This is a genomic window from Xanthobacter oligotrophicus (assembly GCF_008364685.1).
Classification (GTDB): domain Bacteria; phylum Pseudomonadota; class Alphaproteobacteria; order Rhizobiales; family Xanthobacteraceae; genus Xanthobacter; species Xanthobacter oligotrophicus.
In genome coordinates this window covers 1-14,363 of record NZ_VTTL01000001.1, presented here as the reverse complement: position 1 = coordinate 14,363, position 14,363 = coordinate 1, and the positions used below count along the sequence as shown (strand labels likewise).

General features: G+C 68.6%; 13 protein-coding genes. 10 read left to right on the top strand and 3 right to left on the bottom strand.

Annotated elements, in window-relative coordinates; genetic code table 11:
* The first annotated feature begins 166 nt into the window (after positions 1-166).
* The 7 genes from glyA to thiL all read left to right on the top strand — a co-directional run bounded on the left by glyA (position 167) and on the right by thiL (position 5,964).
* Entirely contained in the window at positions 167-1,480 is a 1,314-nt protein-coding gene (glyA, locus tag FZ033_RS00065; protein WP_269149844.1) for a serine hydroxymethyltransferase, read from the top strand.
* 115 nt (positions 1,481-1,595) lie between these two features.
* Positions 1,596-2,147 carry a transcriptional regulator NrdR gene (gene nrdR, locus FZ033_RS00060; protein ID WP_149574171.1) on the top strand — a complete coding sequence of 184 codons (552 nt, stop codon included), beginning with the start codon at positions 1,596-1,598 and terminating at the stop codon, positions 2,145-2,147.
* On the top strand, positions 2,144-3,295 hold the full coding sequence (gene ribD, locus FZ033_RS00055; protein WP_149574170.1) for a bifunctional diaminohydroxyphosphoribosylaminopyrimidine deaminase/5-amino-6-(5-phosphoribosylamino)uracil reductase RibD: 1,152 nt from the start codon (positions 2,144-2,146) through the stop codon (positions 3,293-3,295). Before nrdR ends, ribD begins: the two co-directional genes overlap by 4 nt.
* Position 3,296: 1 nt before the next feature.
* Complete coding sequence (locus tag FZ033_RS00050) at positions 3,297-3,908, top strand: riboflavin synthase (RefSeq protein WP_149574169.1); 612 nt, start codon at positions 3,297-3,299, stop codon at positions 3,906-3,908.
* 61 nt (positions 3,909-3,969) lie between these two features.
* Positions 3,970-4,467: a 6,7-dimethyl-8-ribityllumazine synthase gene (gene ribH, locus FZ033_RS00045; RefSeq protein ID WP_149574168.1), complete on the top strand. Its 498-nt coding sequence runs from the start codon at positions 3,970-3,972 to the stop codon at positions 4,465-4,467.
* Entirely contained in the window at positions 4,464-4,952 is a 489-nt protein-coding gene (gene nusB / locus FZ033_RS00040) for a transcription antitermination factor NusB (protein WP_149574167.1), read from the top strand. The genes ribH and nusB overlap by 4 nt, the downstream gene beginning before the upstream one ends.
* 1 nt (position 4,953) lies before the next feature.
* Positions 4,954-5,964: a thiamine-phosphate kinase gene (thiL, locus tag FZ033_RS00035; protein WP_149574166.1), complete on the top strand. Its 1,011-nt coding sequence runs from the start codon at positions 4,954-4,956 to the stop codon at positions 5,962-5,964.
* A gap of 19 nt (positions 5,965-5,983) precedes the next feature.
* Here thiL and FZ033_RS00030 read toward each other — a convergent pair whose 3' ends face one another.
* Entirely contained in the window at positions 5,984-6,421 is a 438-nt protein-coding gene (locus FZ033_RS00030) for an EamA family transporter (RefSeq protein WP_149574165.1), read from the bottom strand.
* A gap of 145 nt (positions 6,422-6,566) precedes the next feature.
* On the opposite strand from FZ033_RS00030, the gene dnaE reads away from it, so the two are divergent.
* Both dnaE and FZ033_RS00020 read left to right on the top strand, forming a co-directional pair.
* Entirely contained in the window at positions 6,567-10,019 is a 3,453-nt protein-coding gene (gene dnaE / locus FZ033_RS00025; protein ID WP_149574164.1) for a DNA polymerase III subunit alpha, read from the top strand.
* A gap of 98 nt (positions 10,020-10,117) precedes the next feature.
* Positions 10,118-11,134: an AI-2E family transporter gene (locus FZ033_RS00020; RefSeq protein ID WP_149574163.1), complete on the top strand. Its 1,017-nt coding sequence runs from the start codon at positions 10,118-10,120 to the stop codon at positions 11,132-11,134.
* On the opposite strand, the gene FZ033_RS00015 is transcribed toward FZ033_RS00020, so the two are convergent.
* Positions 11,131-12,153 (bottom strand): DUF1835 domain-containing protein, encoded by a 1,023-nt coding sequence (locus FZ033_RS00015; protein WP_149574162.1) that lies wholly within the window; start codon positions 12,151-12,153, stop codon positions 11,131-11,133. The two genes, FZ033_RS00020 and FZ033_RS00015, sit on opposite strands and share 4 nt — an antisense overlap.
* Positions 12,154-12,223: 70 nt before the next feature.
* Complete coding sequence (queF, locus tag FZ033_RS00010; protein WP_149574161.1) at positions 12,224-12,676, bottom strand: preQ(1) synthase; 453 nt, start codon at positions 12,674-12,676, stop codon at positions 12,224-12,226.
* 254 nt (positions 12,677-12,930) lie between these two features.
* Here queF and eno point away from each other — a divergent pair, with 254 nt between their 5' ends.
* Positions 12,931-14,214 carry a phosphopyruvate hydratase gene (eno, locus tag FZ033_RS00005; RefSeq protein ID WP_149574160.1) on the top strand — a complete coding sequence of 428 codons (1,284 nt, stop codon included), beginning with the start codon at positions 12,931-12,933 and terminating at the stop codon, positions 14,212-14,214.
* Positions 14,215-14,363 lie beyond the last annotated feature (149 nt).

The following is a 14,363-nucleotide window of genomic DNA, read 5'->3' as shown; positions in this document are numbered from 1 at the left end:
CCCAAGCGCCGGCCTACATCTATAGCCGGCGCAGAGCTGCGGCGCTGCTGCCGCATGCCCAGGCTTTGGACTTCACCTCGACCCTGTGTTAAGCGCAGGGTCCGCTCCGGAGGGCCGCTGAAACACGCGTCCCGCCGGGGTGCCCCGACATTACCGGAGACCTGCCATGGCCTCGCAGGACGCGAACCGCTCCTCCATTTCGGAGGAAATGAACCGCTTCTTCACTGCCCCTCTCGCCGAGAGCGATCCCGAGATCGCCGGCGCGGTGAAGGCGGAGCTGGGTCGCCAGCGCGACGAGATCGAGCTGATCGCGTCCGAGAATATCGTCTCGCGCGCCGTGCTCGAGGCCCAGGGCTCCGTGCTCACCAACAAGTACGCCGAGGGCTATCCGGGCAAGCGCTACTATGGCGGCTGTAAGTTCGTGGACGTGGCGGAAAATCTCGCCATCGAGCGCGCCAAGAAGCTGTTCGGCTGCGGCTTCGCCAATGTGCAGCCCAATTCCGGCAGCCAGGCCAACCAGGGCGTGTTCTTCGCCCTGCTGCAGCCCGGCGACACCTATCTCGGCCTCAACCTTGCCGCCGGCGGTCACCTGACCCACGGCTCGCCGGTCAACATGTCCGGCAAGTGGTTCAAGCCCGTGCCCTATACGGTGCGCGAGGACGACCAGCGCATCGACTATGACGAGGTGGCGCGGCTCGCCGACGAGCACAAGCCCAAGCTCATCGTGGCGGGCGGCTCGGCCTATCCGCGCGTCATCGACTTCCCGAAGATGCGCGCCATCGCCGACAGCGTGGGCGCCAAGCTTATGGTGGACATGGCGCATTTTGCCGGCCTTGTGGCCGGCGGCGCCCACCCGAGCCCGTTCCCCCACGCCCATGTGGTGACCACCACCACCCACAAGACCCTGCGCGGGCCGCGCGGCGGGATGATCCTCACCAATGACGAGGATCTGGCCAAGAAGATCAATTCGGCCATCTTCCCCGGCATCCAGGGCGGGCCGCTGATGCACGTCATCGCCGCCAAGGCCGTGGCCTTCGGCGAGGCGCTGCGCCCCGAGTTCAAGCTCTATGCGAAGAACGTGGTGGAGAATGCCAAGGCTCTGGCCGAGACCCTGAAGGGCCACGGCTTCAACATCGTCTCCGGCGGCACCGACACCCACCTGATGCTGGTGGACCTGCGCCCCAAGCGCCTCACCGGCAAGACCTCGGAAGGCGCGCTCGGCCGGGCGCACATCACCACCAACAAGAACGGCATCCCGTTCGACCCCGAGAAGCCCTTCGTGACCTCCGGCATCCGTCTCGGCACGCCGGCCTGCACCACGCGTGGCTTCGGGGTGGCGGAGTTCCAGCAGGTGGGCGACTTCATCGCCGAGGTGCTGGACGTGCTCTCCCAGAAGGGCGTGGACGAGGATTCGCTGGTGGAAGCCGCGGTGCGCGAGAAGGTCTCGGGCCTGCTCGCCCGCTTCCCCATCTATCCCTGAGGGGCAAGATCTATCCCTGAGGGGCAAGTCCCAGGAGGGGCAAGTGCCAGCGCGTCTTCGTCTCGCGGACCGGTGTCCCCGCGCGAAGACGCCTGAGCGCCGGAAAGGGTGAAGCATGCGCTGTCCCTATTGCGGCGGTCTCGACACGCAGGTGCGCGATTCCCGGCCGACGGAAGACAACACCGCCATCCGCCGCCGTCGCATCTGCCCGGACTGCGGTGGCCGCTTCACCACCTTCGAGCGCGTGCAACTGCGCGAGCTGATGGTGCTGAAGCGCTCCGGCCGGCGGGTGCCGTTCGACCGCGACAAGCTCGCCCGCTCCGTGGACGTGGCCCTGCGCAAGCGTCCGGTGGACGGCGAGCGGGTGGAGCGCATGCTGTCCGGCATCGTGCGGCAGCTGGAGAGCATGGGCGACAGCGACATCACCTCCGAGACCATCGGCGAGATGGTGATGGAAGGCCTGAAGCAGCTCGACGACGTGGCCTATGTGCGCTTCGCCTCGGTCTACCGCAATTTCCGCGAGGCCAAGGATTTCGAGAACGCGCTGGCCGAACTCTCGCAGCCCGAGCTTGCCCAGGCCGGAGACGCGAAAGCCGCGGGCGAGGCCGAAGGTTCCAAGGACAAGCCGAAGGCCGCCGGCAAGACCCCGCCGCGGAGCGCCGAATGAGCGTTTCTCCCCTGTCCGCCCATCCCGTCACCTCTCCGGAGGAAGACGAACGGTTCATGGCCGAGGCCCTGAAGGTGGGCCAGAGCGGCCTCGGGCGCACTTGGCCCAACCCCTCCGTGGGCGCCGTGGTGGTGCAGCACGTGGACGGACGCCCGCATATCGTCGGCGCCGCCGCCACCGCGCCCACCGGCCGCCCCCATGCCGAGCCTATCGCCCTCGCCCAGGCGGGGGAGGCGGCCCGTGGCTCGACGCTCTATGTGACGCTGGAGCCCTGTTCCCACCACGGCCGCACGCCGCCCTGCGCCGGCGCGGTGATCGCCGCCGGCGTACGCCGGGTGGTGGCCGCCATCGAGGACCCGGACCATCGGGTGAAGGGACGCGGCGTTGCCCGCCTGCGTGCCGCCGGCATCTGGGTGACGGTTGGGGTCGGGGCCGAGCAGGCGTTGGCCGACCATGCCGGCCATATCCGTCGCGTCACCGAGGGCCGGCCCCATGTGCTTTTGAAGATGGCGGTCTCTGCCGACGGCAAGGCCGCCCTCGCGGGACCCCGGCCGGCGGTGGTTACCGGACCCGAGGCGCGGGCGCGGGCGCATCTCATGCGTGCCCATGCGGACGCCATCCTGGTGGGCCTCGGCACGGTGACGGCCGACGACCCCATGCTCACCTGCCGTCTGGAAGGCCATGAGGACCGCTCCCCGGTGCGCCTCGTGCTCGACAGCGGGCTCGATATTCCCCTTGAAAGCGCCCTGGTGCGCACCGCCTGCGATGTCCCGGTCTGGGTGATCGCGGCGGAGGATGCCCCGGCCGAGCGCGCCGCCGCCCTCATGGAACGGGGCGTCGAGGTGCTGCGCGCGCCGCGTGGCGGCGTCGAGGGGCGGCTGCACCTGCCGGCGGTGCTTAAGCTGCTGGGCCTGCTCGGCATCACCCGCCTGATGGTGGAGGGCGGCCCCGCCACTGCCGCGGCCTTCCTGGAGGCGGGCCTGGTGGACGAGGTGGCGGTGTTCCACAGCCCGGTGCTGCTGGGGCCGGATGCCTATCATGCTCTGGCCGGTCGTCCGCTCGGCCGCCTTTTCGCCCCCGTGGGCTTCGCCGAGGTGGAGCGCGCCGAACTGGGCGCCGACCAACTCGTGCGCTTGTGGAGACGCTGACATGTTCACCGGCATCGTCACCGACATGGGCGACCTCGTCGCCGTGGAGACGAAGGGGGAGGTCAAAACCCTCACCATTGCCACCGCCTTCGAGGCGGCGGGCATCGATGTGGGGGCCTCCATCGCCCATGCGGGCGTGTGCCTCACCGTCACCTCGGTGACGGCCGGCGGCCCGCGCGGCACCCTCTTCACCGTGGACGCCGCGCCGGAGACGCTTGCGATCACCACCGTGGGTGGCTGGACCCAGGGCCGGCGCATCAATCTGGAGCGCTCGCTGAAGATGGGCGACGAGCTGGGCGGCCACATGGTCTCCGGCCACGTGGACTGCACGGCCAAGGTGGTGTCCCGCGAGGACCTCGGCTCCACCACGCGCTTCGTGTTCGAGGTGCCGGAGCAGCTTGCCCGTTTTGTCGCGGCGAAGGGGTCCGTGGCCCTCGACGGTACCTCCCTTACGGTCAATACGGTGGAGGGCAACACCTTCTCCTGCCTGCTCATTCCCCACACCCTGGCGGTTACCACCTGGGGTAGCGTGAAGGCAGGCGACACGGTCAATTTCGAGGTGGACCTCATGGCCCGCTATGCCGCCCGGCTTGCGGAGTTCCCCCGGGCCTAGTACGCCTCGCGACCAATTCCGGCGCCGCGCGCGGTGCCAAACGGTTCTGGAGAGACATCCCATGGTCACGACGCGCAAGGAAAGCGCGGGCGACGCCTCGCTCAATGCCGGCCTTGAAGGCGCCCGGGTGCTCATCGTCGAAGGCCGCTATTACGAGGCCCTCGCCGACGAACTGCTCGCCGGTGCCCGCGCCGTGCTGGAGGCGGCCGGCGTCGAGGTGGAGGTGATCACCGTGCCCGGCGCCCTCGAGGTCCCCATCGCCGCCGAGATCGCGCTGGAAGCGGCCGAGATCACCGGCAATGCGGTGGACGCGGTGATCGGCCTCGGCGTGGTGATCCGCGGCGAGACCTATCATTTCGAGATCGTGGCCGGAGAATCCGCCCGCGGCCTCATGGATCTGGGCATGGCCCATGCGCTGCCCGTGGGCAACGGCATCCTCACCGTGGACACCGAGGCCCAGGCCTGGGAGCGCGCCCGCGTCTCCGAAGGCAACAAGGGCGGCGGGGCGGCGGAAGCGGCGCTCACCCTGCTGCGCCTGCGGCGGCGGCTGGAAGCATGAAGGACGTGACCGCTCAGGGCACCCCCGCCAAGCCCATGAAGAAGAGTGCGGCCCGCCTCGGCGCGGTGCAGGCGCTCTACCAGATGGACCTTGCCCAGACCCCGCTGAACGACATCCTCGCCGAGTTCGAGAGCCACTGGCTCGGCCAGGAAGTGGAGGGCGTCGAGTTCCCCGAGGCCGACGTGCGCCTGTTCCGCACCGTGGTGGAAGGGGTGCTGAACGACCAGCGCCGCATCGACCCCATGGTGGATAACGCCCTGACCAAGGGCTGGCCCTTGAAGCGGGTGGAAGCCGTGCTGCGCGCCGTGCTGCGCGCCGGAGCCTTCGAGCTGGCATCCAAGCCCGATGTGCCTGCCCGCGTGGTCATCACCGAATATGTGAACGTGGCCGGCGCCTTCCTCGATCGCGACGAGACCGGCATGGTCAACGCCGTGCTCGACACTCTGGCCCACGATTTGCGCCCCGACGAGTTCAAGGGCAGCTGACATGGCTGGCGGCAGCGACGGGGCAGGGGGATCGGGCGAGGATCGCTTCATCGCGCGCTTCCTGCGCCCCATCGCCGGTTCGTCCGCCGCCCTCGGCCTTCTCGACGACGCCGCGCTGCTGACCCCGCCCGAGGGCTGCGATCTGGTCCTCACCAAGGACGCTGTGGTGGCGGGGGTGCATTTCTTTGCCGATGATCCGCCGGCCTCCATCGCCCGCAAGGCGTTGCGGGTGAATCTCTCGGACCTTGCCGCCAAGGGCGCCGACCCGCTGGGCGCCCTGCTGGCGCTGGCGCTGCCCAAGGAGACGCCCGACGCCTGGATGGAGGCGTTTGCGGCGGCGCTGGGCGAGGATGCGGAGCGCTATCTGTGCCCCATCCTCGGCGGCGACACGGTTTCCACCCCCGGCCCGGTCACCATCACGCTGACGGCGCTGGGCGCGGTGCCGAAGGGGGCATTCGTGCCGCGCACGGGGGCAAAGCCCGGCCAGGCCATCCTCGTCACCGGCACCATCGGCGATGCGGCGCTGGGCTTGCTGCTACGGCAGGATCAGGCGGGCGCGGCCTTCGCTGGCCTGAGCGACGAGCAGCGCGGCCATCTCGTGGACCGCTATCTGCACCCTCAGCCCCGGCTTGCCATCGCGCCGGTGCTGCGCCGCTACGCCAAGTCCGCCATGGATGTGTCCGACGGGCTGGTCGGCGACGTGGCGAAGATGCTCGCCGCTTCCGGCTGCGGCGGGCGCATCGAGGCGCGGCGCGTGCCGGTTTCAGCCGCCGCCGCGGCTGCCATTGCTGCGGACGCCGGCCTGTTCAAGACCGCGGTCACCGGCGGGGACGATTACGAGGTGGTGGCCTGCGTGCCCCATGCGCTGGTTCACGCCTTCACCGCCGAAGCCGCGCGGGTGGGGGTGCCGGTGACGCTGATCGGCGAGACGCGGGAAGAGCCCGGCCTTGATGTGACCGATGCCGGAGGCCATGCCCTCGACCTCGGAGCCGGCAGCTTCAGCCACTTCTGAGCCGGGCAATTCCGGGGCTTTATCCCAGCGCCACCAGCGCCGCCCCGGCAGCGATGAGGACGACGCCGAGGGTCGCCAGCGCGCTCAGGCGCTCGCCCAGGAACACGATGCCGAAGATGGCGACCAGCACCACGCTCAGCTTGTCCACCGGCGCCACCCGCGCTGCGTCGCCAATCTTCAGCGCGCGGAAATAACACAGCCACGACGCCCCGGTGGCAAGGCCCGACAGGATCAGGAAGATCCATGTCCGCGCCGGGATCTCGCCGGGCGCCTGCCAGGAGCCACCGAACCCCACCATCGCCGCCACCAGGGCGAGGATGATGATGGTGCGCAGGAGCGTGGCGAGATCGGAATGGATATTCGCCACCCCCACCTTGGCGAAGATGGCGGTGAGCGCCGCGAAGGCCGCGGACAACAGGGCCCAGAACAGCCAGGAGGTGGACCAGGATTGAGACATGGCGTCACTCGGCTATGGCGTGGCGATCACCATGACACCACTTGAGAGAACAGCGGGGACGACCGTGCCGAATGGTGCCGGTGCCCGGCATCCCGGTTACCATGGGGCGCCCGTCCGACTCAGCTCCGCTGCAATGAAGTAAACCATGCCCGATCCCGGCTTCATCCATCTTCACGTCCACTCCTCCTATTCGCTGCTGGAGGGCGCGCTTTCCATCGGCAAGCTGGCGGACCTCGTGAAGGCGGACGCGCAGCCGGCCATTGCCCTCACCGATACGGGCAACCTGTTCGGCGCGCTGGAATTCTCCGAGAAGATGTCGGGGGCGGGCATCCAGCCCATCGCTGGCGTGTCGCTGGCCCTGGACCTGCCGGAGCCGGCCGGCCCGCGCGGCGCCATCCGGCCGAAGCGGCCGCGCATCGTGCTGCTCGCCCAGTCGGAGCCGGGCTGGCGCAACCTGATGAAGCTGGTCTCGCGCTCGTTTCTGGAAACCGCCAGCGAGGACGAGCCGCGCATCCTGCCCGACTGGCTGGCCGATGCCCATGACGGCCTCATCGCCCTCACCGGCGGGCCGGCCGGCCCCATCGACAAGGCGCTGGTGTCCGGCCATCCGGAATTGGCGGCGGAGCGGCTCGACCTGCTCGCGTCCCTCTTTGGCGACCGGCTTTATGTGGAAGTGCAGCGCCACGACACCGATGCCGAGCGCCTGGCCGAAGCCGGCCTGCTGGAACTTGCCTATGCCAAGGGCCTTCCGCTGGTGGCCTCCAACGAGCCCTTCTTTGCCAGCAAGACCGATTATGAAGCCCATGACGGGCTGCTGTGCATCGCCGAGGGCCGGCTTCTGTCAGAGGGCGATCGGCGGCGGCTGACCCCTGAGCACCGCTTCAAGACCCGCGCGGAAATGCTCGCCCTGTTCGCCGACCTGCCCGAGGCGACGGCCAATACGGTGGAGATCGCCCGGCGCTGCGCCCACCGGGTGCGCACGGTGAAGCCCATCCTGCCGCGCTTCACCTCCGGTTCCGGAGACGGCGATCCCCTCGCCGAGGAAGCCGCCGAGCTGGAGCGGCAGGCCAGGGAGGGCCTCGCCCAGCGCCTCGACAAGCACGGGCCGGCGCCGGGGCTGGACATCGCGACCTATGAGGAGCGGCTCGCCTACGAGCTCTCCGTCATCACCAAGATGAAGTTTCCCGGCTACTTCCTCATCGTGTCGGACTTCATCAAGTGGGCCAAGGCCCACGACATTCCGGTGGGGCCGGGGCGCGGTTCGGGCGCCGGATCGCTGGTGGCCTATTCGCTCCAGATCACCGACCTCGATCCGATCCGGTTCGGCCTGCTGTTCGAGCGGTTCCTGAATCCGGATCGCGTGTCCATGCCCGACTTCGACGTGGACTTCTGCCAGGAGCGCCGCGACGAGGTGATCCACTACGTGCAGGAGCGCTACGGCCGCGCGCAGGTGGCGCAGATCATCACCTTCGGTACGCTCCAGGCGCGCGGCGTGCTGCGCGACGTGGGCCGCGTGCTGGAGATGCCCTACGGGCAGGTGGACAAGCTGTGCAAGCTGGTGCCGCAGAACCCGGCCAATCCGGTCACGCTGAAGCAGGCCATCGAGGACGAGCCGCGCCTCCAGGCCTCCCGCGACCAGGAAGAGGTGGTGAAGCGCGCCTTCGACATCGCGGTGAAGCTGGAAGGGCTCAATCGCCACGCCTCCACCCATGCGGCGGGCATCGTGATCGGCGACAGGAAGCTGCACGAGCTGGTGCCGCTCTATCGCGATCCCAAGTCCGACATGCCGGTCACCCAGTACAATATGAAATGGGTGGAGCAGGCCGGCCTGGTGAAGTTCGACTTCCTGGGCCTGAAGACGCTGACCACCATCGACAAGGCGGTGAAGCTGATCCACCAGCGCGGCATTGATCTGGACATCTCCAAGATCCCGCTGGACGACCCCAAGACCTACGCCATGCTGGGCAAGGGCGAGACGGTCGGCGTGTTCCAGGTGGAAAGCGCGGGCATGCGCCGGGCGCTGGTGGACATGAAGGCCGACCGCGTCGAGGACCTGATCGCCCTCGTGGCGCTCTACCGGCCCGGCCCCATGGCCAACATCCCGGTCTATTGCGACTGCAAGCACGGCCGCGCCAAGCCGGACTATCTCCACCCCATGCTGGAGCCGTACCTGAAGGAGACGTTCGGCGTCATCATCTATCAAGAACAGGTGATGCAGATCGCCCAGGCCATGGCGGGCTATTCGCTGGGCGAAGCCGATCTTTTGCGCCGCGCCATGGGCAAGAAGATCCGCGCCGAGATGGAGAAGCAGCGCGAGCGCTTCGTCTCCGGCTCCGCCGGGCGCGGCATCGAGAAGGCGCAGGCCGACACCATCTTCGACCTTCTGGCCAAGTTCGCCGACTACGGCTTCAACAAGTCCCACGCCGCCGCCTATGCCATCGTCGCCTACCAGACGGCATGGCTGAAGGCGAACTACCCCACCGAATTCCTCGCCGCCTCCATGACCCTCGACATGGGCAACACGGACAAGCTCGCGGAATTCCGGCAGGAGGCCCAGCGGCTCGGCATCGAGGTGGTGCCGCCCAACATCAACCTGTCGGCCCGCGAGTTCGCGGTGAAGGACGGCAGGATCATCTACGCCATGTGCGCCATCAAGGGCGTGGGCGGCGCGGCGGTGGAGGCCCTGGTGGCCGCGCGTGGCGACCGGCCGTTCCGGAGCTTCGCCGATTTCGCCTCGCGCTTGCCGGTGAAGCTGGTCAACAAGCGCACGCTGGAAAGCCTGATGGCCGCCGGCTGCTTCGACGTGCTGGAGAAGAACCGCGCCCGGGCGTTTGCCGCCATCGAATCCATCGTGGCCGAGGCCCAGCGCGTGGAGGCGAACGCCCAGTCGGGACAGAACGACATGTTCGGCTCCGGCCCCTCCGCCGTCTCCCTGCCCATTCCGGAGGTGGCGCCGTGGCTGCCCTCGGAGCGGCTGCAGAAGGAATATGACGCCATCGGCTTCTTCCTCACCGGCCATCCGCTGGATGATTATGCCGACGCGCTGAAGAAGATGCGGGTGCAGTCCTTCTCGGACTTCTCCCGCGCGGTGCGCTCCGGCGCGGCGGCGGGGCGGCTCGCGGCCACCGTGGTCTCCAAGCAGGAGCGGCGCACCAAGTCCGGCACCCGCATGGGCATCGTGGGCCTCTCCGACCCCTCGGGCCATTACGAGGCGGTGATCTTCTCAGAGGGGCTCGCCCACTATCGCGATCTGCTGGAGCCCGGCACGCCCCTGCTGATGATGGTGGCCGCCGAACTCAACGGCGAGGATGTGCGCGTGCGCATCAATTCCTGCGAGAAGCTCGATCCCGTCACCACCCGCCACCAGAAGGGGTTGCGCATCTTCCTGCGCTCGCCTGAGCCCATCGAGGGCATCGCCCGCCGCCTTGCGGACGGCAAGACCGGGGATGCGGGATCGGGCGAGGTCAGCCTGATCCTGATGGTGGAGGATGCGCGGGCCGAGGTGGAGGTGAGCCTGCCCGGCAAATATCCCATCTCCCCGCAGATCGCCGGGGCCATCAAGGCCATTCCGGGGGTGGTGTCGGTGGAGGCGGCGTAGGAGCGCCAAGGCCGTATCCTGCCTTCACCCGCACATGTGCGGCGCCGTGCATTCGGGCTATACAGGCGGAACGGCGCTTCCCCAGCGAGAGAGACAACATGGCTTCCGACTGGATCGTGGCGCGGCGCGTCGCCGTCGCCTGCATCGTCCTTGCGCTCGCCTATTTCTCCTTCAAGACCATCGACGTGATCCTCCAAGTGTTCGCGGCCGTGCTGGTGTCGCTGGCCCTGCATGCGCTGGCGGAGCCGTTCGCGCGGCTCACGCGGTTTCCCGAGCGCTATGCGGTGTTCCCGGTGGCGCTCCTGGTGTTCGGCGGCATCGGGCTCACGCTCTATCTGTTCGGCTCCACCATTCAGGTGCAGGTGACCGAGCTGTTCAACGAATTGCCTGCCGCCTGGAAAGCCTTCGAGCAGCGCTTCCATCTGGAAGGCATGAGTGATGACCTGCTGCGTCGGGCCGAGGCGGCGGCGCCCTCCGGCGAGACGATGATCTCGGCGGTGCAGGGCCTCACCAGCAACGTCTTCCAGGTGGTGCTGGGCAGCTTCCTGGTGGTGGTGGGCGGCATCTATTTCGCCGCCTCGCCGGACCTCTACCGGCGCATGTTCCTGTCGCTCTGGGCCGAGCCGGAGCGGGCGGCTGTGGCGCGGCGGCTCGCCTCCGTCTCCGAGGACCTGCGGCATTTCCTGAAGGCCCAGCTCATCGCCATGGTGGTGGTGGGCGTGCTCACCTTCATCGGCCTTACCATCGTGGGGGTGCCTTCCGCTTTGGCGCTGGCCCTGTTCGCCGGGCTCGCCGAGTTCGTGCCCATGATCGGGCCTGTGGTGGCCGCGGCGCCCGCCGTGCTCATCGCATTGACGCTCGGGGTGGACTCGGGGCTGTGGACGCTGTTGGTCTTCGTCATCGTGCAGCAGTCGGAGAGCAATGTGATCACCCCATTGCTCCAGCAGCGCATGGTGTCTCTGCCGCCGGCGGTGACGCTGTTCGCGGTGGTGGCGTTCGGCAATGTGTTCGGCGCCCTGGGCGTGGTGCTCGCCACGCCTCTCACCGTGCTCGCCTTTGCCGCCTTCAAGGCCCACGGCGAGCAGGAGGCGAAGCCGGAACAGGCTGGAACCTAGTTCGGCAGCACGAGGCTGCCGGAGGTCCGGTCGAAGCGCCACATGGCGCCAGGCATCAGGTGGGTGCCGCCGATGGAGCGGTCCACCGCATTCTGGCAGGCATGGTCGAAACTGCCCTTCAGCGCCGCAGCTCCCGTGGGCGTGAGCGCGATCTCGGCCGAGGCATAGGCGCGATAGGAGCGCTCGGCGGTTTCGTCGCCGGGAGACAAGCGCAGGCCCGCCGCCTCGCTGGAGCGGAAGGGCAGGCCGAAGATCAGCGGCTCATGGGCAAAGGCGAGCCCGTCGAGCCGCAGGAAGAACGGCAGGTCGGCGAGGAACTGGGCCTCGTCCATGGAATGGACGGCGGCATAGAGGTGCGCCACCTTCATGGGGCCGTCCTGAAGATGCCGCAGTATGCGCTCCTCCGTGAGCGACAGCCCGCTTTTGGGCGCCGGCAGTTCGGCGATGAGGCGATGGAGCGCCGGCGCCAGATGGGGCAGCACCTCATAGACGCGGGACACCTGCGACCTCGAGAGGAAGGCGGCGAGCGGCCGCGGGGTGGGGGCGGTGAACGCCTCCCAGGCCTCGCGCGCGGTTTCCATCATCAGGTGGGTGACCGGCGTGCGGTGCGCCTCCAGGGCGCGCATCTCGTCCGGCGCCATGATCCCGAGATAGTGGGAAGCCTGCACCAGGCTCAGCCCCATGCGTTCCGGTTCGTGGGCGAAATAGGCGAGCAGCTGGATCAGCTGGAGCTGGTCGAACAGGTCGTGCTCGAACCACAGCTCCACCTGCGAATAGGCGATATGAACCTCCACCTGCGCGTCGCGGTGGGCGAAATCGGCCCGCACCTCGTCGAACGGCAGGCCCAGCGCCTGGGAGAGGAAATCGGCGCGCACGTCCGACACCTCCTCAAGGTCGGTGCCCGGCGGAACCGGCCCGTCGTGGAGCATGTCCTGCCACGGCAGGATGTGGCCCTTGATCCCCGCCGCGCGCAGCCGCTCGGCAGCGGATTCTCCATTGGTGACAATGAGCTTCGGCATCACCCGTGCCCTCCGTCCTCCCCGGTCCGCTCAGGTTGTTCTGGTGTCGGCGGCTCCGGAGGCGACAGCTTCACCCGCGACCGCGGTAGGGCGCAACCCCCGTATCCGGCAACCACACGCCCTCGGCCAATTTTCCGGTCTGCCAGAACACGTCGATAGGGATGCCGCCGCGCGGATACCAGTAGCCGGCAATGCGCAGGAAACGCGGCTTGAGCAGGTCCACCAGCCGCTTGCCCACCGCCACGGTGCAGTCCTCGTGGAACGCGCCATGATTGCGGAAGCTGCCGAGGTACAACTTGAGCGACTTGGATTCCACGAGGAACTGGTCCGGCACATAGTCGATGACGATGTGGGCGAAATCCGGCTGCCCCGTCACCGGGCAGAGCGAGGTGAACTCCGGGCAGGTGAAGCGCGCCACATAGTCCACGTCCGGATGGGGGTTCGGCACGCGGTCGAGCATCGCCTCCTCCGGCGAGGCGGGCAGGGCGGCGCTGACGCCGAGCTGCAGCGGGCGATCGGTCATATATCTTGATCCTGCGGCGGAAGAGCGGGTGCTCTACCCGCGCGGGCCATAATGTTCAACCGCCGTCCGGCCGTTTTGCGGCGAAGCCCGCCTGGAACGCCACACGCCCCCTTCGCAGGCGCAATAGATCGCGCTAGAAGCACCACGCCCGCAAGGCTGGGGCTTTGGGCATCCCGGGGTACGGTAGGGCAGGGGACGGCGACAGATCCTGCCCTTTGTTGCGCCGCACCACACGACGCAGGGAAGGAGTCTTCATGACCGCCATCGTGGACATCATCGGACGCGAAATTCTGGACAGCCGCGGCAATCCCACCGTGGAAGTGGACGTGGTGCTGGAAGACGGCGCCCTCGGCCGCGCCGCCGTGCCCTCGGGCGCATCCACGGGCGCCCACGAGGCGGTGGAACTGCGTGACGGCGACACCAGCCGCTATCTCGGCAAGGGCGTCGGCATGGCGGTGGACGCGGTCAACGGCGAAATCTTCGACGCCATCGGCGGCTATGAGGCCGAGGACCAGGCTCACATCGACGCTGCCCTTCTCGCGCTCGACGGCACCCCCAACAAGGGCCGCCTCGGCGCCAACGCCATCCTCGGCGTGTCGCTGGCGGTGGCCAAGGCCGCGGCTGAGTCCAAGGGCCTGCCGCTCTACCGCTATGTGGGCGGCGTGAACGCCCGCGTGCTGCCGGTGCCCATGATGAACATCATCAACGGCGGCGCCCACGCGGACAATCCCATCGATTTCCAGGAATTCATGATCCTGCCCGCCGGCGCCCCCTCCTTCGCCGAGGGCCTGCGCTGGGGCGCGGAGATCTTCCACACCCTGAAGAAGGGCCTGAAGGACGCCGGCCACAACACCAATGTGGGCGACGAGGGCGGCTTCGCCCCGAACCTCGCCTCCGCCGAGGCGGCGCTGGAATTCGTGCTGAAGGCCATCGAGAAGGCCGGCTTCAAGCCGGGCGAGGACGTGTATCTCGGCCTCGACTGCGCCTCCACCGAGTTCTTCAAGAACGGCGTGTACAATTACGAGGGCGAAGGTACTGTGCGGGACATCGAGTCCCAGGTGGCCTACCTCGCCGAGCTGGTGGCCAAGTATCCCATCGTCACCATCGAGGACGGCATGGCCGAGGACGACTGGGTGGGCTGGAAGCTGCTCACCGACACCGTCGGCTCCAAGTGCCAGCTGGTGGGCGACGACCTGTTCGTCACCAACGTGGAGCGCCTGTCGCGCGGCATCAAGGACGGCGTGGGCAACGCCATCCTGGTGAAGGTGAACCAGATCGGCTCCCTTACCGAGACGCTGGATGCGGTGGAAATGGCCCACAAGGCCGGCTATCGCGCCGTCATGTCCCACCGCTCGGGTGAGACCGAGGATGCGACCATCGCCGACCTCGCGGTGGCCACCAATTGCGGGCAGATCAAGACCGGCTCGCTGGCCCGCTCGGACCGCACAGCCAAGTACAACCAGCTGCTGCGCATCGAGCAGGAACTGGGCGACAGCGCCCGCTACGCCGGCAAGGCCGCGCTGAAGGCGCTGGCCTGAGTCTCAAGCGACAAGCCGGCCCCCCCCCCCCCGGGGGGGGGGGGGCGGGGCCCCCCCCCCCCCCTGGCCCACCCCCCCGTCGCCGGGCCCGGGGGGTTTCTCCCCCGCCCCCGCCCGGCGTTCCCCCCGGGTCTCCTTTTCCCCCTCCC